Genomic DNA, 23479 nt, shown 5'->3' with positions numbered 1-23479 from the left:
GAAATTAATTCTGATGTACCAAGCTCTTGAGGAAAAAAATCTTAATGATGTTATTTTTACAATTTTTTTGGGCATTATAAATTTGAAGAAGCTCAAAGCCCTGATACGCCATCAATGGTGAAAAAAAGCTTATTAGAGCAGCCCTAACCAGTTATGTAAGTTTTATTTTTAGGTAGATTCCTTTTCTCGTGTAAAGATGGGAATCTTCTGGGAAAAGAATTAGGAAAATCTTTCTTAGTCCTTGATTGTTAATGGCAAGTTGATCAAGGATAAATTGTCTAACTTTTTCGCAAGATTAGTGAGTTATTACATGAAGCTATCCCAACTTTTTCTTGACATTTAGAATCTATAAGCTAACCGAATTTATCATTTACCAGTCCTAGATTATTGGTGAATAGATGCTCTAACATCTTTCTATCTTTCCCTTGGTGAATTCATTCATCAAATAGATATGGGATAGCGAGCAACAAATCAGAACAACTTTTTTGAGAAGTTGATGACGAATTATTGTACAACAATTGAGGAAAAATACTCATGGCAACTATCTTTGTAAGTCAAGGTTCAACTGGTAATGGTTCTTCTTGGAGCAGTGCTTTTGGAAGTTTACAAGATGCCCTCGCTAAGGCGGTAGCCGGGGATGAAATTTGGGTAGCGGCGGGAACATATAAGCCCACAACGGGCACTGATCGTGCAGCTACTTTTACCCTTAAAGAAAATGTCAAAATTTATGGAGGTTTTAAGGGCACAGAAACTAGCGTTACTCAAAGAGATATTAAAAACAATGTCACTATTTTAAGTGGAGAAATTGGTAATACTGTCAATACAACAGCCGATAATTCTTTTCATGTTGTTACGGGAAGTGGAACAACAAATACAGCCGTTTTAGACGGGTTTACCATTACCGCCGGCAATGCTAACGGGAGTGCAAGTCAGGGAAATGGAGGAGGAATTTATATTTCTGCTGGCAGCGCTACTTTTAAAAACTTGATCATTAATAATAATGATGCAACGGCTAATGGCGGGGGACTTTATACAGAAAGTAATAGTAAGCCGAACCTTACTAATGTTACTTTCAGCAATAATAGCGCGGCTAATGGAGGTGGGGCTTACAATAATGGCAGTACAGGCTCTTTTAATCAGGTAACTTTCAGTAATAATAGTGCTACTAATTATGGAGCCGGAATTTATAACAATTCCAGTGCTATTACCCTCGACGGAGGAACTTTTAGTCAGAATAATTCTACTACTTACGGTGGAGCTATTTACAATACCAGTAGTAACGCCATCATTACCAATACCCGTTTTACTGACAACAAGTCCCTAGATGGGGGGGGCTATTTACAATAATAGTAGCTCACCGACCTTAACTAACACCAGTTTTATCCTCAATAAGGCGAGTGATGAAGGAGGAGCTATCTACAATAATGGTAGTAATGCTCAAATCACTAACTCAGTTTTTAGCCGCAATGATGCTACGAGTTATGGAGGAGGAATCTATAACTATAATAGTGACCCGACTTTAGTTAATACTACTTTTAGTAGTAATACGGCGAATAGCGGCAGTGGGCTGTACAATACTGGATACTACAGCAGTGGGTATTATTACCAAAGTAACGTAACAGCCACTAATAGTATCTTTTGGGGCAATGAAGATAGTAACAATACAGGGGCACAAATTGTTAATGTTACCAGTTATGGAACTGCCACCGTTACCTACAGTATTGTTCAAAATGGCTATACAGGAACCGGTAATATCAATGCTGACCCCAAATTTGTTAACCCTGCCTCAGATGACTTACGTCTTTCTGCCGGCTCACCCGCCATTGATAGCGCCCTGCCTGGGGCATTACCCGCCGATAGCCGAGATTTAGACAAAGATGGCGATAAAACTGAACTTACTCCTGTGGATTTAGCTAATAATCCTCGCCTTGTAGGAAGTGGCCTTGATATAGGTGCTTATGAAGGAGTTGCGGTTTCTCCCACTCCCCCAACTTTAGAGAAAAAAATCCTTTTTGTTAATAGTAATGCCAGTGGTAGTAATAATGGAAGTTCCTGGACTAATGCTTTTAGTGATTTACAAGCCGCTTTAAACGCAGCACAAGCAGGAGACGAAATTTGGGTCACAGCAGGAACCTATAAACCCACATCAGGATCAAATCGCAGCGCTACTTTTGCCCTTAAAGATCACGTCGCCATTTATGGGGGATTTAGTGGCATAGAAAGCGATCTCAGTCAAAGAGATTTTCAAAAAAACGTGACTATCCTTAGCGGGGAAATTGGCAATATTGTCAATACCACAGCCGATAATTCTTACCATGTTGTGACAGGGACAGGTGTTACTAATACTGCTATCTTAGACGGCTTTACTATCACCGCCGGGAATGCTAATGGAAGTGGAGATAATGCTAATGGTGCAGGATTATGGAGTAGTAGCGGTAGTCCAACCCTGAAAAATCTTATTTTCGACAATAATAATGCTGTCGGTAATGGAGGAGGACTCTACAATGGCGGGGGTAGCAGTCCGATAGTATTTAATGTTACCTTCAGCAATAATAAAGCGGCTAACGGCGGTGGGGCTTTTAATGAGAGTAGTACCTCCTCTTTTACTAAAGTTACTTTCAGTAACAATAGTGCTACTAATTATGGAGCCGGAATTTATAACAATTCTAGTGCTATTATCCTCAACGAAGGAACTTTTAGTCAGAATACTTCTACTAATTACGGTGGAGCGATTTACAATACCAGTAGTAACGCCATCATTACCAATACCAGTTTTAGTGAAAACAAGTCCAACTATGGGGGAGCGATCTTTAATCTTAGTAGCTCACCGACCTTAATTAACACCAGTTTTATCCTCAATAAGGCTGGTGATGAAGGAGGAGCTATCTACAATAATGGTAGTAATGCTCAAATCACTAACTCAGTTTTTAGCCGCAATGATGCCAAGGGGAATGGAGGAGGAATCTATAACTATAATAGTGACCCGACTGTAGTCAATACTACTTTTAGTCTTAACACCGCTAGTAGTGGCAGTGGGCTGTACAATACTGGATACTACAGCGGTGGGTATTATTACCAAAGTAACGTAACAGCCACTAATAGTATCTTCTGGGGCAATGAAGATAGTAACAAGACAGGAACTCAAATTGTTAATGTTGCCAGTTACGGAACTGCTACCGTTACCTACAGTATCGTTCAAAATGGCTATACAGGAACCGGCAACAAAAACGCTGACCCCAAATTTGTTAACCCTGGCGCTGATGACTTACGTCTTTCTTCTGGTTCCCCCGCCATTGATGGCGGATATCCTGGGGCATTACCCGCAGATAGTCAAGATTTAGATAAAGATGGAGATAAAACCGAATCTATCCCTATAGATTTAAAGGGTGTTCCCCGCCTCATTGGTGCAAGCGTTGACATCGGCGCTTATGAAAACACCCAAAACACGAATCAGCCCCCAGTTCTCAACGATGCCACCTTTACCATCTCCAAAAATAGCCCCCTCAATACAGTAGTTGGAACCGTTACCGCCAGTGATCCCGATAGTACCAATCTTACCTATAGTATTACCGCCGGCAATCCTGACCTAGATAAAGATAATAAATTTGCCTTTGCCATCGATAACTCAGGCAAAATAACCGTTACCGATCCCGACGACTTTGGCACAAACACAAAAATTGACCTCACCCTAAATGTCAGCGATGGCCAACTTTCTGACACCGCTAAAGCGACTATCAACATTACACCTGCTAACGTTGCCCCTGTAGCCAATGATGTCACCTTTACCCTAGCAGAAAAGACCGCCGTTAATACCCTTGTGGGAACGGTTATTGCCAGTGATTCTGATGGAGATGCCCTTACCTATAGCATCACTGGCGGCAATTTGGATGTAGATGGAGATGGAACCGCCGCTTTTGCCATCGATAACACAGGGAAAATCACCGTCACCGATGCGGATGACTTAGACTATGAAACTCATCCTAAGTTCAACCTAACGGTTACTGCTAGTGATGGAAAACTTCAAGATGATGCGGCTATTACCATTCAATTAAGTAATATTGATGAAGACCGTCCCGTCGTTAGCAAGATCAAAGACACCAGCGTAGAAAAGGGTATCGTTGCAGGAGGAATTATTGTCGCAGGAGATAAGGTTAGCGCCACCGATCCCGATACCCCAGTAGAAAACCTAACCTTTAGTCTCAAATCAGTCCCCAAAGATAAATCCGGTAATCCCTTTTTTGCCATCGACTCCAAAACCGGCGAAATTACCATCACCCAAACAGGGGTAAACAATCTCAAATTTACCGACACAACCTACTCCTATAAACTCGGTGTCGTCGCCTCTGACGGCGTTAATACCTCCAGCGAAGAAACCTTTAATGTCCTCACCAATACTAATCCCATCAGTTCCCAGATTAAGCTATTGGAAGACAATAACGGCAGCGTTGGCAATGAAATTACAAATGTCATCTTAAAAGATAGTTTCTTCGTTGAAATTAATCTCGCTGATCTTCGTACCAATGCGGCGGGAATCATTACTAGCGCCCTCAACCTCGCTTTTGGGGCTGATGTGGTACAAAATATTGATAATCCCTTCGATCCCACTAATGTCAATAGTCCCTTAGTGACCTCGAATTTTACCTTATACCGAGGCGGAACTTTAGACAATACAAAAGGTTTAATTGATAACCTCAGTGGGGGTTCACTTCCAGCCGGGGGACTAGGTTCTGCTATTGGGATTAATAAAAATGAGCGTTTTAGTCTGCTACATTTTAAAGTAGTGGGAACCCGAGATGATTCTCAAATTGTCGTTGACCTTGATTCAAAACAAACCGGGTTTGCTGATGGAACCTTTGTTGATCCGGATACACAGCTTAAATTTACCAAAACCCTGATCATTAATGATGCACCCACCCTTGATCCCATCAGCGATGTTAATTTACCCGAATTAAGTACAAAAGGCAAGGTAATTGTTGCCGCATCTGATGTTAAAGTTCATGATGATCAATTTGGTAATACTCCCACTTTTACCCTAAAAACTGTCCCCACTGATAAGACAAATAACCCCCTATTTGCCATTAATTCAACTACCGGAGAAATTACCCTAACTGAAGCCGGCGCAAAAACCATTGATTTTGAAAGCGGCATTACTGCTTATACATTAGGAATTACTGCATCTGATGGATACAAAACATCCATCGAAAAAACCTTTAAGGTTAATATTACCAACGTCAATGAAACAACTATTAGCCTCGATAAAACCGCCATAACCTTTAGTACCCCTCTATCTAAATACCGTAATGGTGCAACAGATAGCGCATTTGTCCGCCCCAATTTTGCTGATACTTTCAAATATATCGATATTACTAATAATGCCGTTGGCGATGCCGATAATTTATCGATTTCCCAAATAGAAATTAAGGCATCAGGGGTCAGTATTGATTTACCCTCCGGAGATATTTTAATCAAACCCGGCAAAACACAACGTTTCTATTTAACTTATGCTCCCGATGCCGCCGGAGAAAAATTCTCCCTGGATGATGGGTTAATTATTCACAGTAATGCTACCAATAATTCAGCCTTAAAAGTAGCTTTAACGGGTAAGTCAACTTATAACAGCGATATTTCCTACGACGGGAAAGTCAACTTAGGAGATTTAGCCCCCTTAAACGCGGCTTTTGGCAGTCGTCAAGGAGACAGTAAATATGATCCGACGGCTGATATTACTGGCGATGGTGCTATTAATTTAGCCGAATTAGTTCCTTATAACAAGGAATTTGGTTTGTCTGTGGTTTAATCAGTAACTAGGTGGGAAGTAAGTTATCACTAATTATATTGACATTAAAAAGGCTTAGTATTAGGGTGAAACTTCTAAAAACTTCCCACCCTGTTACAAAATTGTTGTAGTTGTTCAGGTGTGAGGATCTCAAGCTTTTCGCTAGATAATGACCTTAATATTTGGTCATAAGTAATTAAGTAATCACATTCTGCCGCACTACTAAGAATTAAAACATCACTTGCATGAACCCCTCGATTACGCAAGTCCGAAGCATTTTTAAAATATTCTTCTGCCTTCTCGTAATTGAAATACAGCATCTCAACTTGCTGTTGAAGTTGGTCAAGTCTTTCAGGATTCTTCTGGGTTTCTGGTAAAAAAAGGAGTTCTTGAAGCACAATAGGATTAATGGCAAGACGTAACTTTTTACGTATTTCATCAGAAAATAGACGCGAACTAGGTGACTCACCACGTATATAAGCCGCCACCACATTTGTATCTAAGAAAACAAGAGGCTGACTGTCATACTGTTGCATTTTAATATCTCTTGTCAATTAGTATTGATCTAAGTATAAATGAATGTGCCCTAAACAGCATTTATGCAGGAACATGGAAGAAAAAACAACTCTCTCAACTGTTAGGGAAATTGCCACTGATAACCTGTTCCATCATCAACAAATTCCTTCTCACCTATACCAACCACTTGAATAATAATAGTGCGGCTTGGCGGCTTCCATTGTCCTTGACGGGGGGCAATATCGACAATAACCTGATCGTTTTTTTGAGAAACTCTAATGACAGTTGTGGCCCATTCTCCTTGACGATAATTAAAAGAATGTCCGTCATCTTCATAAAAAGTAAATTCCCCCTGTCCGGGATAAATTCGCAAACTCAATTGAGAAAACCCTTCCTCATCAAGATATTGTTTTACCGGTTGCATGGGAATAATAGAACCGGCTTTCACATAAAGCGGCATAATTTCCAGAGGCGCAGGGGCCAAGATATGAGTTGGACCTTGATAACGTTCCCCAGTCCACCAGTCAAACCACACCCCCTCCGGCAAATAAACCGCCCGATATTCCACCCCAGGACGACAAACCGGGGCCGCCATTAAAGATGACCCTAAAAACACTTGCTCGTGTAACTCATAAGTTTTGGGGTCATTAGGATATTCATATAACAGAGGACGCAAAATTGGTTCACCCGTTAAAGCGGCTTGCCAGAACAAGGTATAGATGTAAGGAATGAGTTGATAACGTAGTTCAATAAACTTTCGACATATCCCTTCGATCGTATCACCAAAGACCCAAGGTTCCCGCCGACCTACCCCCATAGAAGAATGGGCCCGCATAAACGGATAAAGCATTCCCGCTTGCATCCAACGTGCAAACATTTCTGCGGTGGAATTTTGGGCAAAGCCGCCAATATCAGAACCCACGAAAGCCACTCCAGAAAGCCCCATATTGCACAACATGGGTAAAGACTGTTCTAAATGTTCCCATACTGCCTGATTATCGCCCATCCAAACCGATGACCAGCGTTGAATACCTGCATAACCTGAACGGGTTAAGATAAAAGACCGTTCATGTGGACGCAGACGTTCTAAACCTTCATAAGCTGACCGGGCCATCATTAACCCATACAAGTTGTGAGTTTCTGCATGGGTAGCGGCTTCGTCCAATGGCCCTTGCTGAGAATCCATCGGAAACCAGATTTTTTGACCTTTTTCACCGAAAGGGCGGTCCGCGATGGAGGGTTCATTCATATCATTCCAAATCCCGGCTACCCCGGCATCGGTCAAACTTTTATGACATTCACCCCACCAATAACGCACTTCTGGACGCAAAAAATCCGGAAAAACCGCTTTTTCGGGCCAGACATAGCCATGAAATAATTGTCCGTTCGGTTTCCGCACAAAATAGTCTTTCTGTATTCCTTCATCAAAGACTGTATAGTCGGCTTCCGGTTCATATTTCACGCCAGGGTCTATAATTGTAACCACTTTAAAGCCGGCTTGAGAGAGGTCTCCTAATAAGCCGGTGGGGTTAGGGAAACGTTTTGGACTCCAGCTAAAGACGCGAAAACCCCGCATATAATCAATATCAAAATGAATGACATCACAGGGAATTTCACGAGTGCGAAACTCTTGGGCTACCTGACGAACCACTTCTTCGGTATCATATCCCCAACGAGATTGATGATAACCGAGGGACCACACCGGAGGAAGCGGCATTCGTCCGGTGAGTTGGGTATAAGTTTGTAAAATTTGGGCGGGTTGGGGGCCATGGATAATATAGTAGTCTAGTTCTTGGCTTTGGGTTTCCATGCGCCAAGTGCCGGGTTTTTCTACGCCGAGATCAAATTGACTCCAATAGGTTGAATTTAAAAATAATCCATAGGCCAGATGAGGCCGCAAGGCGATAAAAAAGGGAATGGCCTGATACATTTCATCGGTTAGCGGGCCATAGTCAACTGCGTCTATTGTCCAGTGGGTTTTGATTTCGCTACGTTTATCGAGTAACCCGGTCCGTTCTCCAAACCCATAAAAGTGTTCATCGGCCTCTATTTGTTTCCATGCCGCTACTTCTGCACTACGCCACCCTAAACCGGTTTCTGCGTCGCAAGCAAAGGGTTGTCCCGATTGATCATAACAATGAAGATGACTATTTTGTCGAAAAATTTTTATCTGTATTTGTTCGGTTTTAATTTCGATGGTTTCGGGGGTTTCTTCCAGTTTAAAATCGGTTTTTTCCCATTCAGAATCATCTAAGGTAACGGCCCAAGAACGACGGGGTAAAAATTCGTTTTTTGGGGTAAAGCGTACCCGAATTAAGTTAGGAGCAAGGATAGTAATTCTAAAGCGGGCATTGGTACAGCTAAAGTCTATATGGCGATCATTAATATTAAAGGTTTTTATTGTTCCGATGATTGACCAGGGTTGCTCAAGAATGGGTAATTGTCCGAAGTATTGCGGCATAATTTTTAATGATTCAGGCAGCAGGGAATAGTAAAGATAGAGAGCGTTTTTACTTTGTTAACTTTCATGAAAGTTTCGGTACTGATTATCCTTGTAATAATGATTGTCCTCCATCTACCCATAATTCTGTACCGGTGACATGACTTGAAGCATCTGAGGCAAGAAATAAGACCACTTGCGCCACTTGTGCCGCTTTAGCGGATTCTTTGCCGGTTAGGGGTATTTGCCCTTCGGGAAATTCTACGGGAATTTTAACTTCTTCTAGGTTTTCTTGTGTGGTACTGTCATCTATATTAGTATCGATCGCCCCTGGACAAATGACATTTACTCTAATTTTATATTGGGCGAGTTCTACGGCTATCATTTTGGCGAGTGCCACTTGAGCGGCTTTTGAGCAAGCATAAGCGGTTGCACCGGTGTTGCTAAACATTCGAGTGCCATTAACCGAGGAATTAATAATAATTGAACCTCCCTGTTGTTTGAGATAAGGAAGGGCATATTTTACCGTTAAAAATGTTCCTTTGAGATTGGTTGATAGGGTTTTATCCCATTCTTCGGGCGTGAGGTCTTCAAGGGGGGCCCAAACACCATTAATACCGGCATTAGCAAAAACGATATCAATTTTTCCCCAATATTCGCTAATTTTTTCAAATGCTTGCTCGACTTGCTCAGGTTGGGAAATATCAGCAATGGTTACCAGTCCTTCTCCGCCTTCAGTGTGAATTTGATCTACCGTTTTCTGGCTTTCATCGGGTGTATGGTCGATTGTAGCAATTTTTGCGCCTTCTTGAGCCAATAATAATGCTGTTGCTTTGCCTATTCCTGAACCGGCACCACTAATGACGGCTATTTTGTCTTTAAGCTGCATTCCCATCGTTTCCACTCAGCCAAATTTTTACTGTTTTAATTGTTCGGGTTTGTATTTCTTTTGGCTTCTATCGCGGGTAAGCTTTTAGTCTCTTCCGAAAGATAGGTTAGTTAATTATAAATATTTTAGCCCGCTCCTGCGGGCTTTGTTCCTATAACTCCAGGCGAGCTTCGGTGCGCGAAAATGAAATTAGGCGGCACCCATATTACCGATAGGTTTATGATCGGTTTTTTCCTCGGGTCTAGGTTGCCATTTTCCATCTTCCCCCTGCACATAACTCACTCTAATTGAGTTCCATGCGACTTGGGTCGCTTCTTGTTCATTTAACCCGTCTTCACTTGCGCTATTAAAAGCCGCTCTAAAAATGTTTTGCGCTCCTTCAGGCAGTTTTTCTCTTACATCATTAGGAATTTGCTCAACAGTTTCGTAAGCCATAATTTTTTCCTCAAAAAATTTTATCTATATAATCTATGACAAACAAAAACCCTTAAGATCGCGTCTATCTTTAGATATAAGCTTTAAAATCCTATTTTTCATTAAATTTAAAAACCTTTCTCTAAGTTAACGAATACTGACTTATTCAACTTGACAACCCTCTAGAGATATAGAATTTTGTTAAAAAATAAAATTTTTCTTTTTTCTAATAGTTTATAACCTAATTATAACTAACATATAATCATGAAAAAATTAATCATAATTCATCATAGTAGAATCATTTAATCACAATTTCTATTTCCTGCGCCCTTTTATGGCACAATGAGAAACACGCCTTTTTAGCATACTGAGAAAACACAAGCCTTAAAGAAAAACCTATTAATCTATGACTGCCACTCTCCAAGCTCCTCGCTCAACCCGCCGAGTCGTCTTTCCTTTTACTGCTATTGTGGGCCAAGAAGAAATGAAACTGGCCTTACTCCTTAACGTAATTGATCCCAAAGTTGGTGGTGTGATGATTATGGGGGATCGCGGAACCGGTAAATCGACTACTATCCGTGCTTTAGCGGATTTATTGCCAGAAATAGAGATAGTAGCTAACGATCCCTTTAATTCCCATCCCGAAGACCCGGACTTGATGAGTGATCAAGTCAGACAGCAACTAGAAGAACAAATTCCCTTAACCACCGCCAAGAAAAAAGTCTCGATGGTAGACTTACCCTTGGGAGCTACAGAAGACCGAGTTTGCGGCACGATCGATATAGAAAAAGCCCTATCAGAAGGGGTCAAAGCTTTTGAACCTGGACTTTTAGCCAAAGCTAACCGAGGTATCCTCTATGTAGATGAGGTGAACTTATTAGACGATCACTTAGTGGATGTGTTGCTCGACTCTGCCGCTAGTGGATGGAATACGGTAGAACGCGAAGGGATTTCTATCCGTCATCCGGCCCGCTTTGTTCTGGTGGGTTCAGGAAACCCCGAAGAGGGAGAATTACGACCTCAATTATTAGACCGTTTCGGAATGCACGCCGAAATTCACACCGTTAAAGAGCCGCCGCTACGAGTGAAAATTGTAGAGCAACGGGCAGAATTTGACCAAGATCCCTTAGCTTTCTGTGGAAAATATCAAGCTGAACAAGACCTTTTACAGCAAAAGTTGGTCAATGCTCAACAACTTTTATCCCGAGTTAATATTGATTATGATTTACGGGTGAAAATTTCCGAAGTCTGTTCAGAATTAGATGTCGATGGTTTGCGAGGTGATATTGTTACCAATAGAGCGGCTAAAGCTTTAACCGCTTTTGAAGGACGCACAGAAGTAACCGTCGATGATATTAAGCGAGTTATTACTCTGTGTCTGCGCCATCGTCTCCGTAAAGATCCCCTAGAATCTATTGATTCTGGTTATAAGGTACAAAAAGCCTTTAGCCGCGTTTTTGGCTTAGATGTAGCAGAATAAAACAGAGGCTTTTCAGTTCGTAGTTATTGCATAAGCATATTTTAATAAATTTGTCAAGCAGGCTACGAACGTAATTTTAATGATTTACCTAGCTATTATGACTACAAAAGTAATTATTGTTGGCGCAGGACCGGCGGGACTGCTTCTAGCTCATTATTTGTTACGTCGTGGCAACTATCAAATTAGTATTTATGAGCGACGGAGTGACCCAACTCATGTCTCTTTTAGTAATGATAGAACTTTTCCCATCGCGTTATCAGAAAGAGCCAAAAAAGCCATCAGGTCAATACCCGGTTTAGAAGAACGTGTTTTAAGTCAGGGAACATTCATAACAGGGTCATTAAGTCATCAAAAAAATGGAAAAGTTCGTCGGAATACCCGAAAAAAACCACTCCTGATGATGGATCGTTTTGGTTTAGTTAATACCCTTTTACAAGAGTTAATTAAGAAAAATCAAAACCAGTCCCTTAAGCTTTATTTTAACTGTCAATGTACTCAAGTGAATTTACAGGAAAAAACCTTAGAATTCACGAGAGAAGACGGAGAAAAATTCACCGATAATTATGATTTATTAATTGGAGCAGACGGTGCAAATTCAGCCGTTAGAAATGCTTTTATTAATAGCGAAAACGAACCTTTTGAATGTGAACTGAGTTATGTAAAAGATGTTTATAAAACTCTTTTTATTCATCGGAATAATGAGCAAGGAGAACTAAATTTAGAAGCGGGAAAAATTCATAATTGGGGAAGTGGAGAGTCGCTCCGCATTATTTTAGTCCCACAAGCCAAAAAAGCCCTTAATGGCGTGATTATTTATGAGGCTAAAAATAATTTATTGGAAAATTTTTCGACAAAAGAAGACATCCTCAAATTTTTTGCCGATTATTTTCCTGAACTGAGTAAAATTCTCCCAGAAGAAGAAGCCAAGGCATTACTTAATCGTCCTATTTCAAGGGTGTTAACCGTTCATTGTAACCGCTATCATCAAGGGAATAATGTGTTAATCATTGGAGATGCGGCTCATTCTGTTTCGCCTTCTCTTGGTCAAGGCTGCAATAGTGCTTTAGAAGATGTAGAAATTTTCAATAATCTCTTGGATGAAATGGGGGATAATTGGTCACAAGCTGTACCAGAATTTACCCGACGAAGAGTTACAGATGCTCAGGCTTTGCGAGAATTGTCTAATTATGTTTTTCCTCGTGGTAATAAAAAATTATTTTTTGAGTTTTTCCTGAGATTAAATATAGGTCGTTTTTTTCATAAAATATTACCTAACTTTTTCCCTCCTGTCTTTACAGATCAAATCTGGGAAAGCAGCGTTTCCTATTCAGAAATTCTTCAATCTTGTCAAGGTTGGGTTACTAAAGTTAAAAAAGCCTACAGGAGTTAGTAGTAACTATCATTGGTCTAATTAAAGAAAACTAGGATTAAAATTGGAAATCCGAGTGTATCATCATGAATCATCTTTAACGGTTTCTAATAAAGCTTTCAATATTAAATAACAAGAGGTTGCCCCGGGGTCTTGATGTCCAGCACTTCTAGGGCCGAGATAACTCGCTCGTCCTTTTTTTGCTACTAGAGGGATAGTATTTTTCATCTCGGTTTCTGCGGTAGTTACGGTTTTGAAAAGTGCTTCTTGAATAGTATCTTCTCTAGCAATAGCTTCTTGATATCTCCCAACCGCCGGCACAAGCACATCTATCATAGTTTTATCGCCTAGACTGGCTTTTCCCCGTTGGATAACTCCTTGTACTGCGGTTTGTAATAAATTTCCTAATTCTTCACTGGTTAATTGTTCTTTTCCTGCGGCTGTAGCACTGGCCTTGAGAAAAAAAGACCCGTATAAAGGCCCACTCGCACCCCCCACCGTAGAAATTAAGGTCATACTAACGGTTTTAAAAATCGTACCTAGGTCTTGATCAGCAACAGTGGGTAATATTTCTCGGACTTTGTGAAAACCCCGGCTCATGTTGCTCCCATGATCCGCATCGCCAATAGCCGCATCTAATTCTGTCAAATAGTCTTTATTTTCGTTGAAGCTTTTAGCTAAGGCTTCTAGCCATTGTAATATTTGGTCTTTGGTAATCATTCTTAATGAGAATTGTCCACAGATTTAAATATTTATTCTAACTCGCTCAAAATATATCGGATGGTTGAGAAGGATCACACTTGAAAGGATGACAATAGAAATATCTAGGCTAAATTAGGAGATGCCTATGTTTTTAAGAACTTGGCGCTTCATCACGGTTCTATTTACCGCCCTGTTAACAGGGGCAACCTTTTGCCATACTTTAGAATTACCTGCTAAGATGGGCTACTCGGCGGTTTTATACATTACTCTACAAAAAAGTCTGTATTGGATGTTTGGCCCCCAAGGAGTCGGGGCCTATATTGAAGTAAGTGCAGTGGTAACAACTCTTGTATTGGCGTTCCTAGTTCGTAAGCGGCAACCCGCTTTTTTCTTAACCCTTGCCGCCTCTGTGTGTCTGTTGATCGCGTTTCCTGTGCTTTTTTTCTGGTTTAATGCTCCTGTCAATGCTGTGTGGAGTGGGGTGACAACGCCTCAGTCAATACCGGCAGACTGGACAAGACTACGAGATCAATGGGAATATTCCCATGCCGCACGTTTTGGTCTTCATTTATTGGCTCTAAGTGCTTTGGTGCTTTCGCTGATCCTGGAAACGCCGCTTAACCGCGAACGTGAGCGTCATTTTGTTCAAAATTATCCACAGATGAACACAGATGAACGCAGATGAACAGGGTGTAGGGTGTAGGGTGACCTCCTAGCACAAGCGACGAAGGAGCGCGGAGCATCGTAGGGTGTGGGGGAAGAGTTTTAGGGTTTGTTTCCTAAGATCATAATATCCAGTTTAAATGCACAACAGCTTACCAATGAAAAGCCGCCGTTTTTACTGGAGCATCCCAAAATTTAATTAACTCATCATCCATTTTTAGAAGCGTAATAGAACATCCCTGCATATCCAAAGAGGTGATATAAGCACCGATTAAATTCCGAACAATTTTTAAGCCTTTTTTTTCACAAATCTCGACTAATTTCCGATAGATAATATACAACTCAGACACCGGTGTTCCTCCCATACTATTGACAAAAGCTAATACTCTATCCCCCGACTCAAAAGGTGGATCAATTAATTCTAAGTTTTCCCATTCTCCGGTTTTGAGATTTAATTCTCGCAGGGTACGACTATAATTCGTATCTTCAATAATGGATAAGGCTAACATTTCTGTAATTTCATCAGCCGACTTTAAAAGCATTCTCTCCCGTCCGGGTTCGCCATGAATTCCGATGCCAAATTCTATTTCATCCTCTCCTAACTCAAAAGTGGGACTGCCTTTAGCAGGAGTGGTACAAGAGGTTAAGGCCATTCCCATACTACGCCCATTTAAATTGACTTTACGGCAGAGATCCGATACTTGTTTTAAATCATAACCGGCTTCGGCTGCCGCTCCGCAAATTTTCTCAGCTAAGACGGTTGTTCCTACTCCTCGTCTTCCTTGGGTATAGAGGCTATCTTTGACGGCTACATCATCATCTATGAGAATATTATTCACTTTGATGTCTTCTGATGCGGCTAATTCTGCGGCCATCTCAAAATTCATTACATCGCCGCTATAATTTTTGACGATATAAAGTACCCCCAAACCACTGTTAACTGTTTTAGCCGCTTCTAACATTTGATCCGGGGTAGGAGAGGTAAAAATTTCACCCGGACAAGCCGCATCTAACATTCCTCTTCCCACAAAACCCCCGTGCATGGGTTCATGGCCACTGCCGCCACCAGAAATGAGGGCGACTTTGTTGCTAACAGGAGCATCCGCACGATAGATAAAATGAGGGTCAAAATGGACTTTAATTAGCTCAGGATGAGCCAGTGCCATTCCTTCTAGAGTCTCGCGGACAACGGTGTCGGGATGATTGATCAGCTTTTTCATGGGGGTTTTAATTGAAATTGCAGAATTTTCTCAGGGGTTTTTAATTGGCGATTATATAATTTATTATTTAATACGAAAAAATTTTACCCCGGCACTCACCAAAACCAATTTTTACATAACCTTCTTTTTCACAATAGCCGCGCAAAATAACTTCGTCACCATCGGCTAGAAAAGAGCGTGTCTCGCCGCTTGGCAGTTGAATAGGTTGCTCACCCCGCCGCGTAATTTCTAGTAAACTGCCTTGTGAACCCTCATCAGCACCGGAAACCGTACCACTGGCCAATAAATCTCCTGAACGCAGATTGCAACCATTACTGGTGTGATGAGTAACCATCTGTGCGATAGTCCAGTACATTTGAGTAAAAGAAGCGCGGCTGATAGGTAATGGTTCTATCCCCATTTCTCTCATTTGGACCGAATGTAGTAAGACTTCAACCGTTAAATTAATGCCTCCGAATTGGCTATTAGTAGAGCAAGCAAGATAAGCTAAAGGTGCAGGGTCATCGCTATTACGCTTCATAGCCGCACAGCGAAAGGGGGCAAGGGCATCTAGGGTCACTACCCAAGGAGATATCGTGGTGGCAAAGCTTTTACCCAGAAAAGGGCCTAACGGTTGATATTCCCAAGCTTGTATATCTCGTGCCGACCAATCATTGACTAAACAAAGTCCGAAAATATGATCCTCTGCCCTATCAATGGTAATCGATTCTCCTAAAGCATTACCAGCACCCACAAACAGACCCACCTCTACTTCATAGTCTAGAAGTTTAGAAGCCGCAAAACTGGGAACAGACTCTTCAGGGCGCTTGCTCTGACCAACAGGCCGCCGAATGGGAGTCCCACTGGCTACAATGGAAGAAGCACGCCCATGATAGGCGACAGGAATATATTTATAGTTAGGTAATAAAGGATTATCAGGCCGAAATAGTTTTCCCACATTGGTGGCGTGAAAAATCGAGGCGTAAAAATCGGTATAGTCACCAATACTGGCGGGTAATAATAATTGTGCTTCAGAGATAGGCAGCAAAATTTTACTTTCTGGAGGTGATGAGTCTGAGTTATAACGTAGCAATTGACTAATCTGGCGGCGTAGTAATAACGCACTCTCACGCCCCAAGGCCATCATAGAGTTTAAATTAGACGCACCACAAGCCGCTTGCAAATCCTCTGAAAGTTCGGCTAATAAACCTACCTCACCAACGGCGGCTAAATCTAAAATTTGATCGCCAATGGCGACACCAAGACGCGGCGATAGCTCATTTCTGCGCCGAAATACCCCAACAGGTAGATTCTGAATCGGAAAATCAGTGTCTTTTTGATTGGCTGATTCTACCCAACTCCGTAAGTTAGGATTATGAGTCTCATCAATCGTAGGATTAATAGATTCTTTCGCGCTCATGGGTACTCGGTTTTTAACTAATTAATTGTAACTGTTTTAGGTCTTCTATGGGTTCACTCAAAGAGCAGGAACCAAAGGATTGAAAAAATGAAAGCCGGCTTTGTTCTATTTCGGGTAAGCTTAATTCATAATCTCGCCAAAAAATTCTGTCTGTCAGAAATTGAAAATGATCAAGGTGGGTTTCTTCTAATAGGTTTATTCCTGCTTCTAAACTGGCTTTTTGTCCATAAACTAAGGCGGCAAATAGGGCTAAATTTAAAAAGCCGTGCATCTTAACTAAAAGAGGTTCAGGGGTTAAGGGTTGTTCGCTCCTTAAGGGATGGTGTAGTCCGGCCGTGGCTTTAAAGGATACTTTTTCTTTACCTAAAGCGTAAATAAATTCACCGAGTTTAGCGGCACTCGGAAAGGCATTACTTGTTAGTCCTCCGGTTCTCAGTTTGGCTGATGCTGATGGGTTTTTTAAGATGGCTAAAAATGGCGTGATTTCTTCACTAAAAGGTATTTCAAAAAAGGCGTTTATTTTTGTCGGAAGCTGATGCAATGCTTTTTCTATTTCTGTGGGAGAAAGCGGCGGGAATTCTAAGGCGGTAATGGTTATTTTTGGGTTTTGGAGGGTTAAGGCTTTTTCTAGGTCTGCCTGCCAGTTTTGAGAGAGAATTAGGCTGAGTGACCATTGGGGTAAGGTAAATTGAGGGAGGAGTTTTTCCAAGTCGTCTAGGCGGGAGCTTGGTAATACAAAAGTTCCTAACATCCACTCGTAAGCGGCTGTTCGTTGTTCGCTATATTGGGTCATGGCTTGTGGTAAGTCGAGTTTGGCAGGAGGAAAGAGGCCTGCATAGTCGACGATTGATGAGAGTAAGGTTTTGATTGGGGTCAGCATGGGGGTTTATGGATAAATTTTCGCGCTATAGCGCAAAGAGTTGAGGTTTGAGTAAGCTTTATGGTTATCATATTTGGTGCATAAAAGCAATTTTTTTAGGAAATTGTTACAATGTTTCCATGCACTTTAGAGGGGAGTTGTCAATGAAGGATTTTTGTCCGATTAAGCGATTTGATCATCTTGAGTTTTATGTTGGGAATGCTTTAGGGGCGGCTGTTTTTTATTCTAAGTTGTTTGGCTTTACTGAGACAGCTTATCGGGGACTGGAAACGGGTAGCCGTGAAATTGCTTCTTATGTGATGGAACAAGGTGAGATTCGCTTTGTTTTAAGTTCGGGGTTAAGTCCTGACCATCCTATCTCTCAAAGTGTGTTAAAGCATGGTGATGCTATTGCGGTTATTGCTTTGGAGGTTCCTGACGTGGTGAGTGCTTATAAGGAAACTACCAGTCGTGGTGCTGTGGGGGTTATTGAACCGACTGAGGATGAAGATGGACAGGGGATTTTTCGTTATGCGGCTATTCGAGGTTATGGGGATGTGTTAATTAAGTTTGTAGACCGTAGTGATTATAAGGGGGTTTTTGCTCCTTATTTTGAGCGGCGCTATGGGGTGACTTCTCAAGATACGGGTTTAAAGACCATCGATCATATTGTGGGAAATGTTGAGTCTGGAATGATGGACCATTGGGTACGCTTTTTTGAGGAGACAATGGGTTTTAGTGTTTTGGTGCATTTTGATGATCAGACCATTTCGACAGAGTATTCGGCTTTAATGTCTAAGGTGATGCAAGATAGTACCGGTAAAATTAAGTTTCCTATTAATGAACCGGCGTTGAGTAAGGGTAAGTCCCAGATTCAAGAATATTTGGAATATAATCAAGGGGCGGGTATTCAGCACGTGGCTTTAGCGACGGATAATATTATTGAAACGGTAACTCGCATGAGAAAGGCGGGGGTAGAGTTTCTCCATACCCCTAAAAGTTATTATGAAAATTTAGCTCAACGGGTGGGAAATCTCGAGGAACCTATTGAGCAATTGGCAGAGCTAGAAATTTTAGTGGATTATGATCATCAGGGGTATTTACTCCAGATTTTCACCCAACCGGTGCAAGACCGTCCGACTCTGTTTTTTGAAATTATTCAACGTCAAGGCGCTCAAGGTTTCGGAGAGGGGAATTTTAAAGCGTTGTTTGAGGCTATTGAACGAGAACAGGTTCTAAGAGGAAATTTATAGCTAAATAAGATTATGCCTTATTACAAGAAGTTAGGGAATATACCATCAAAGCGGCACGTTCAGTTTCGCCAACCTGACGGGTCTTTATATCATGAAGAATTAATTAGCACTCGGGGGTTTTCGGGTATTCAGTCTCTACTGTATCATGTACATCCCCCCACTGGACTTTGTAAACTATTGCACTCAAAAAAAGTTGAGCTTGTCTATGAAGAACAGGATGCCTTACATCACCGCCATTTACGGACGGCAAAAGTAACAAGTAAAGGGGATGCCATAGATTCTCGGGTTCCTTTAATGGCCAATGGAGATGTCTGCATTTCGATAGCTTGTCCTACTCTTCCGATGTCTTATTGGTATCGTTTTGGCAATGGGGATGAACTGATTTTTATTCACGAAGGCACTGGGATTTTAGAGAGTCAGTTTGGTATTGTGCGTTATGGTCCGGGGGATTATTTGGTCATACCTACCGGTGTGCTTTGGCGTATTCTTCCTGATGAAAACCCCCAGAGAATGCTAGTTATAGAGGCTAATAGCCATATTGAGCCGCCAGCGCGTTATCTCAACCGTTACGGTCAATTTTTGGAACATTCCCCTTATAATGAGCGCGACCTGGGTCTGCCGGAGGAATTGATCACTTATGATGAAAAAGGAGAATTTGAAGTCCGAGTCAAAACTGGAGACTTCCTCTGTAGCTATCTGTATCAATATCATCCTTTAGATGTGGTGGGATGGGATGGTTATCTTTATCCCTATCGCTTTAATATTGAAGATTTTGAACCCATTGTCGGACGTATTCACCAACCGCCGCCAGTACATCAAACCTTTGAAAGTGCGGGTTTTGTGGTCTGTTCTTTTGTGCCGCGTCTTTTTGATTTTCATCCCCTGGCTATTCCTGCGCCTTATAATCATTCTAATATCGATTCTGATGAGGTGCTTTACTACGTTCGGGGCAATTTTATGTCGCGCAAGGGTATTGAGGAAGCATCAATTACCCTTCATCCTCGGGGACTTCCTCATGGTCCTCATCCGGGTATGTATGAGGGAGCTATTGGTAAGCAAAAAACTGATGAATTAGCGGTTATGATTGATACTTTTCGTCCTCTGCGGCTCACTAAGCAGGCGCTTTTATTGGAAGATTCTGAATATCTTTATAGTTGGATGATTTAAGCACTTTGATAAAAATAATTCTTATTCTCTCCCCTTAATAAGGCCCAGGGCTGTTTCATTTTATCTTGCGCTACCACCCTGAAGGGTGCAGCTACACGAGCGAAGCCCGCCTGCGCGGGCTGAATTTTTTGTTATTAATAAATATTAAATATTGAAGCCTGCGTAGGCAGGCTTTGTCCGTAGAGCCAGAGGCTTCAGCCTGCGGGAATTTGTGCATATGAAACAGCCCTACCTTATTTAGTAGATAAAATTATAAAATCGCTCACCCCAAAAGACAACCCATGATAGACCCTACTTTAACTTATGAGGATTACCTCAACCCTGATGTTAGCCAATTAGTGACCGAGGATGATACCCCTGTGGATAACTTCGCTTCACAAAAGCAACAGCGCCTCTTAACCAGCGTTCTCTACAGTGCTAAAGCTGATGAAATTTTTATTGCTGCGGCTAATGTAGGAATATATCACGCTCTCGGTCAGCCGCCGATTGTTCCTGATGTGTTTTTAAGTTTAGATGTGCAAGTGCCGCCAAACTGGTGGGAAAAATCCCATCGTTGTTATTTAATGTGGCAATTTGGCAAGCCGCCAGAAGTGGTTATTGAAATAGTTTCTAACCAGGAAGGGGAAGAATTAGGGAAAAAGTTAGGGATTTATGAGCAAATGCGGGCGAGTTATTATGTTGTTTATGATCCCAGTCATCAGCTAGGAGAGAAGGTTTTACAGATTTTTGAACTGAGAGGAAGGCGCTATTTTCAAACTGATCAAACTTGGTTAGAACAAGTGGGTTTAGGGCTAACTTTATGGGAGGGAAAATTTGAGGGAAGAGAGGATACTTGGTTACGTTGGTGCTATCAGGATGGTAATGTTCTCTTAACTGGAGATGAACGCGCCCAAAATGCCGAACAACAGGCCCAAAATGCCGAACAACGCGCCCAAAATGCCGAAGAAAGAGCAAGACTCCTGGCTGAACAATTAAAGGCGCTAGGGGTTGATCCCGATCAGTTGTAAATGAATAAATGAATAAATGTATAAATGTAGGGTGTGTTAGGCGGCGACCATCAATGAGCATGACATAGATTTAACAATCCGCCGTAACGCACCCATTTCGAGGTTTAGCGTTCAACTATGGGGTTTTCGTGACAAATATCGGAGCGAAGCTTTGACACCCCTCCACTCGAACTTATCGCCGACATTTCCCACCCGACAATTAACTTAACAAAACTTAATATTTTTATTTTTGTAGCGATCCACCTTCGGCCGAGAAAAGGCAAAGGGAAAAAGGGCAAAAGCGCCAAGGGGAATTAAGTCCTGGGCACACCTAACACTACCCGAAAACCAATATTATCGTCGTCGTAGTCGGTGTTGCCGTTGAAGCGGTTGGCACTACGGCAGTTATTCGGGAGGTCGTACCAAGAACCGCCGCGAATTATTTTTCGAGAACGATTATCATTTTTATTAAGCCAAGGACTTCCATCATTAGGGGCATTTTTATAGTCGTTATGCCTATCATCAGCGCACCATTCCCAGACATTCCCGTGCATATCATACAAGCCAAAGGCATTAGGGGAAAATTGTCCTACTGAGGTTGTTTCTTGTCTATACTGTCCTTGTGGTTCGTCGGCATAAGTCTGTTGAGCATTATAGTTAGCTAACTGATCTGTTAAAGTTTCCCCAAAGTAAAAGGGTGTAGTTGTCCCTGCTCTACCAAAATAATACGGGAGGGTGAGAGCCGTTGTCCCTTCGCTCGCTCAGGGCAAGCTTTCAAGCAACGGATGAAACCCGACGCGACGGGATTTATCCCGTTGTGTTTATTAGTTAATAGATGATAGTCAATTTATCTCCTAATCTTAGTTTTTTTATTTCTCAAAAATTGAATAAATTTTGTTAACTTTTTTGACCAAAATAGCTATATTTTAGTATCCTAAATAATGAGGAGGTAGTCAACTAATGTATGGGACAAAACCGGTTAAATTAAAAGTATCAGATGCCGTTAAAGCACATTTGACTTATTTATGTCAGCAGTCTAACAACCTAATCAACTCTTCTCTTTATCTAATCCGCCAAAGACATTTTGAATCTTGTGAGACTAAATGTTACTTTGACCGAGAAGGGTTTTATAGATGTGGACGTAGAGATAGATTCCTTAAGATAACTTATGCGGAGTTATGTAAATTAATGAAGGATGAACTTAGTTACAAGATTTTAGGAGGACAATGTGCCCAACAAACATTAAAAACGGTAGTAGAATCCTGTAATAGTTATAACGGTCTTCTAAAAGCTTATTGGAAGGGAGAAGTAGATAAGCCCAAAGTCCCCAATTACAGGAAAAAAGGAGGTTTAGCACCTATTACTTATCCGGCTCAAGCTATATCTTTCAATCTTGAAACAGGTAAGTGCAAACTTCCTATTAGTTGTGAATTAAATAACGATATAAAAACGGATTTGGGATTAACAGAAATTTGGATAAACGGCTGCACTGGAATAACAATAGAACAAATAGCCGAAGTAAGGATCATTCCTAAAAATCAAAGTTTATATGTAGAGTATGTTTACAAAGTTGAAGAACCCCCCTCTATACAACTTGATTATTCTCTAGCATTAGGAATTGACCCAGGTCTAACAAATTGGTTAACTTGCTTGTCAAATAAAGGAAAAAGTTTTATCATTGATGGCAGAAAAATTAAATCTATCAATCAAAATTATCATCGTAAAGTAGCCAAGCTTAAAAAAGGTAACCCGGCTAAATATTGGGATAAAGTGCTAGATAGCGTAACAGAAAAAAGGAATAACCAAATGAGAGACGTTATTAATAAAGCAGCGAAATTTGTAATTAATTACTGTCTTAAACATACAATAGGCAATATTGTTTTTGGTTGGAACACTGGGAGTAAAAACGAAATTAATATAGGCAAAAAGAACAACCAAGAATTTGTCCAAATTCCCACAGCCAGACTTAAGAATAGAATTAAGGAGTTATGCGATTATTATGGGATAATTTTTACTGAAACTGAAGAAGCGTACTCTTCTAAAGCAAGTTTTCTTGATAATGATTTAGTGCCTAGACATGGTGAAAAACCCAGTCAGTACAAATTTTCAGGAAAAAGAATAAAAAGAGGGCTGTATCGTACAAAAAATGGGCTATTAATTAATAGTGACTGTAACGGTTCAGCTAATATTTTAAAAAAGGTAATGACACAGCTAAACCTAGATTTAGCCAAGGTCACTAGGGGAGCTTTGGCACTCCCAAAACGGTACGATTTATTCACAGACATGAAAAAATTATATCGTAAGACCGATTGCGGAGGCGCGTTTTAAACCGCCGTAGCAATCTCA

General features: G+C 41.2%; 17 protein-coding genes and 1 pseudogene. 9 read left to right on the top strand and 9 right to left on the bottom strand.

Translation table 11 applies throughout. The features are described from left to right. Positions 1 to 534: 534 nt before the first annotated feature. Positions 535 to 1347: a right-handed parallel beta-helix repeat-containing protein gene (locus tag CYAN7822_RS34340; RefSeq protein ID WP_013320731.1), complete on the top strand. Its 813-nt coding sequence runs from the start codon at positions 535 to 537 to the stop codon at positions 1345 to 1347. Continuing rightward, the gene (locus tag CYAN7822_RS02820; RefSeq protein ID WP_013320730.1) at positions 1325 to 5797 is read left to right on the top strand and encodes a beta strand repeat-containing protein; all 4473 of its coding nucleotides are present in this window, start codon (positions 1325 to 1327) and stop codon (positions 5795 to 5797) included. Before CYAN7822_RS34340 ends, CYAN7822_RS02820 begins: the two co-directional genes overlap by 23 nt. 74 nt (positions 5798 to 5871) lie before the next feature. On the opposite strand, the gene CYAN7822_RS02815 is transcribed toward CYAN7822_RS02820, so the two are convergent. From CYAN7822_RS02815 to CYAN7822_RS02800, 4 genes are all read right to left on the bottom strand, one after another. Continuing rightward, positions 5872 to 6312: a type II toxin-antitoxin system VapC family toxin gene (locus tag CYAN7822_RS02815; RefSeq protein WP_013320729.1), complete on the bottom strand. Its 441-nt coding sequence runs from the start codon at positions 6310 to 6312 to the stop codon at positions 5872 to 5874. Positions 6313 to 6413: 101 nt separating this feature from the next. Further along, positions 6414 to 8753: a glycoside hydrolase family 31 protein gene (locus tag CYAN7822_RS02810; protein ID WP_013320728.1), complete on the bottom strand. Its 2340-nt coding sequence runs from the start codon at positions 8751 to 8753 to the stop codon at positions 6414 to 6416. Positions 8754 to 8838: 85 nt separating this feature from the next. Beyond that, on the bottom strand, positions 8839 to 9621 hold the full coding sequence (locus CYAN7822_RS02805; protein ID WP_041933464.1) for an SDR family oxidoreductase: 783 nt from the start codon (positions 9619 to 9621) through the stop codon (positions 8839 to 8841). A gap of 189 nt (positions 9622 to 9810) precedes the next feature. After that, positions 9811 to 10056, bottom strand: a complete 246-nt coding sequence (locus CYAN7822_RS02800; RefSeq protein ID WP_013320726.1) for a ChaB family protein — start codon at positions 10054 to 10056, stop codon at positions 9811 to 9813. 385 nt (positions 10057 to 10441) lie between these two features. Between CYAN7822_RS02800 and bchI the strand changes: the two genes are divergently transcribed. Then, positions 10442 to 11515 carry a magnesium chelatase ATPase subunit I gene (gene bchI / locus CYAN7822_RS02795; RefSeq protein WP_013320725.1) on the top strand — a complete coding sequence of 358 codons (1074 nt, stop codon included), beginning with the start codon at positions 10442 to 10444 and terminating at the stop codon, positions 11513 to 11515. 97 nt (positions 11516 to 11612) lie between these two features. After that, positions 11613 to 12905: an FAD-dependent oxidoreductase gene (locus CYAN7822_RS02790; RefSeq protein WP_041933463.1), complete on the top strand. Its 1293-nt coding sequence runs from the start codon at positions 11613 to 11615 to the stop codon at positions 12903 to 12905. Positions 12906 to 12968: 63 nt separating this feature from the next. On the opposite strand, the gene dhaL is transcribed toward CYAN7822_RS02790, so the two are convergent. After that, a complete protein-coding gene (gene dhaL / locus CYAN7822_RS02785) occupies positions 12969 to 13604 on the bottom strand; it encodes a dihydroxyacetone kinase subunit DhaL (RefSeq protein WP_013320723.1) in 636 nt (211 codons plus the stop codon). Positions 13605 to 13731: 127 nt separating this feature from the next. Between dhaL and CYAN7822_RS02780 the strand changes: the two genes are divergently transcribed. Beyond that, positions 13732 to 14271: a DUF1772 domain-containing protein gene (locus tag CYAN7822_RS02780; protein ID WP_013320722.1), complete on the top strand. Its 540-nt coding sequence runs from the start codon at positions 13732 to 13734 to the stop codon at positions 14269 to 14271. A 130-nt stretch (positions 14272 to 14401) separates the two neighbouring features. Here CYAN7822_RS02780 and dhaK read toward each other — a convergent pair whose 3' ends face one another. The 3 genes from dhaK to CYAN7822_RS02765 form a co-directional block, all read right to left on the bottom strand. Beyond that, complete coding sequence (gene dhaK / locus CYAN7822_RS02775; RefSeq protein WP_013320721.1) at positions 14402 to 15469, bottom strand: dihydroxyacetone kinase subunit DhaK; 1068 nt, start codon at positions 15467 to 15469, stop codon at positions 14402 to 14404. A 67-nt stretch (positions 15470 to 15536) separates the two neighbouring features. Next, positions 15537 to 16868: a fumarylacetoacetase gene (gene fahA / locus CYAN7822_RS02770; protein WP_013320720.1), complete on the bottom strand. Its 1332-nt coding sequence runs from the start codon at positions 16866 to 16868 to the stop codon at positions 15537 to 15539. A gap of 13 nt (positions 16869 to 16881) precedes the next feature. Beyond that, positions 16882 to 17748, bottom strand: a complete 867-nt coding sequence (locus CYAN7822_RS02765) for a hypothetical protein (RefSeq protein WP_013320719.1) — start codon at positions 17746 to 17748, stop codon at positions 16882 to 16884. A gap of 143 nt (positions 17749 to 17891) precedes the next feature. Between CYAN7822_RS02765 and hppD the strand changes: the two genes are divergently transcribed. The 3 genes from hppD to CYAN7822_RS02750 all read left to right on the top strand — a co-directional run bounded on the left by hppD (position 17892) and on the right by CYAN7822_RS02750 (position 21154). Beyond that, complete coding sequence (gene hppD, locus CYAN7822_RS02760) at positions 17892 to 18980, top strand: 4-hydroxyphenylpyruvate dioxygenase (protein WP_013320718.1); 1089 nt, start codon at positions 17892 to 17894, stop codon at positions 18978 to 18980. A 12-nt stretch (positions 18981 to 18992) separates the two neighbouring features. Then, positions 18993 to 20147: a homogentisate 1,2-dioxygenase gene (locus CYAN7822_RS02755; RefSeq protein WP_013320717.1), complete on the top strand. Its 1155-nt coding sequence runs from the start codon at positions 18993 to 18995 to the stop codon at positions 20145 to 20147. Between the two features lie 281 nt (positions 20148 to 20428). Beyond that, a complete protein-coding gene (locus tag CYAN7822_RS02750; protein WP_013320716.1) occupies positions 20429 to 21154 on the top strand; it encodes a Uma2 family endonuclease in 726 nt (241 codons plus the stop codon). 293 nt (positions 21155 to 21447) lie between these two features. Here the strand turns inward: CYAN7822_RS02750 and CYAN7822_RS35495 are convergent. After that, positions 21448 to 21816, bottom strand: a pseudogene (locus CYAN7822_RS35495) (formylglycine-generating enzyme family protein); the annotation flags it as partial. Positions 21817 to 22093: 277 nt separating this feature from the next. On the opposite strand from CYAN7822_RS35495, the gene CYAN7822_RS02745 reads away from it, so the two are divergent. Further along, positions 22094 to 23461 (top strand): RNA-guided endonuclease InsQ/TnpB family protein, encoded by a 1368-nt coding sequence (locus CYAN7822_RS02745; protein ID WP_013320715.1) that lies wholly within the window; start codon positions 22094 to 22096, stop codon positions 23459 to 23461. The last annotated feature ends 18 nt before the right edge of the window (positions 23462 to 23479 follow it).

It is taken from the genome of Gloeothece verrucosa PCC 7822, assembly GCF_000147335.1.
Classification (GTDB): Bacteria; Cyanobacteriota; Cyanobacteriia; order Cyanobacteriales; family Microcystaceae; genus Gloeothece; species Gloeothece verrucosa.
This window is presented reverse-complemented; position numbering and strand designations above follow the sequence as displayed.

Excerpts from the sequence above, each read along its gene's own strand:
- CYAN7822_RS02815 (WP_013320729.1), bottom strand. The coding sequence starts at position 6,312 with ATGCAACAGTATGACAGTCAGCCTCTTGTTTTCTTAGATACAAATGTG.
- dhaL (WP_013320723.1), bottom strand. The coding sequence starts at position 13,604 with ATGATTACCAAAGACCAAATATTACAATGGCTAGAAGCCTTAGCTAAA.
- CYAN7822_RS02745 (WP_013320715.1), top strand. The coding sequence starts at position 22,094 with ATGTATGGGACAAAACCGGTTAAATTAAAAGTATCAGATGCCGTTAAA.
- CYAN7822_RS02755 (WP_013320717.1), top strand. The coding sequence starts at position 18,993 with ATGCCTTATTACAAGAAGTTAGGGAATATACCATCAAAGCGGCACGTT.
- CYAN7822_RS02800 (WP_013320726.1), bottom strand. The coding sequence starts at position 10,056 with ATGGCTTACGAAACTGTTGAGCAAATTCCTAATGATGTAAGAGAAAAA.
- hppD (WP_013320718.1), top strand. The coding sequence starts at position 17,892 with ATGAAGGATTTTTGTCCGATTAAGCGATTTGATCATCTTGAGTTTTAT.
- CYAN7822_RS02805 (WP_041933464.1), bottom strand. The coding sequence starts at position 9,621 with ATGCAGCTTAAAGACAAAATAGCCGTCATTAGTGGTGCCGGTTCAGGA.
- bchI (WP_013320725.1), top strand. The coding sequence starts at position 10,442 with ATGACTGCCACTCTCCAAGCTCCTCGCTCAACCCGCCGAGTCGTCTTT.
- CYAN7822_RS02820 (WP_013320730.1), top strand. The coding sequence starts at position 1,325 with ATGGGGGGGGCTATTTACAATAATAGTAGCTCACCGACCTTAACTAAC.
- CYAN7822_RS02810 (WP_013320728.1), bottom strand. The coding sequence starts at position 8,753 with ATGCCGCAATACTTCGGACAATTACCCATTCTTGAGCAACCCTGGTCA.
- CYAN7822_RS02780 (WP_013320722.1), top strand. The coding sequence starts at position 13,732 with ATGTTTTTAAGAACTTGGCGCTTCATCACGGTTCTATTTACCGCCCTG.
- dhaK (WP_013320721.1), bottom strand. The coding sequence starts at position 15,469 with ATGAAAAAGCTGATCAATCATCCCGACACCGTTGTCCGCGAGACTCTA.
- CYAN7822_RS02750 (WP_013320716.1), top strand. The coding sequence starts at position 20,429 with ATGATAGACCCTACTTTAACTTATGAGGATTACCTCAACCCTGATGTT.
- CYAN7822_RS34340 (WP_013320731.1), top strand. The coding sequence starts at position 535 with ATGGCAACTATCTTTGTAAGTCAAGGTTCAACTGGTAATGGTTCTTCT.
- CYAN7822_RS02790 (WP_041933463.1), top strand. The coding sequence starts at position 11,613 with ATGACTACAAAAGTAATTATTGTTGGCGCAGGACCGGCGGGACTGCTT.
- fahA (WP_013320720.1), bottom strand. The coding sequence starts at position 16,868 with ATGAGCGCGAAAGAATCTATTAATCCTACGATTGATGAGACTCATAAT.
- CYAN7822_RS02765 (WP_013320719.1), bottom strand. The coding sequence starts at position 17,748 with ATGCTGACCCCAATCAAAACCTTACTCTCATCAATCGTCGACTATGCA.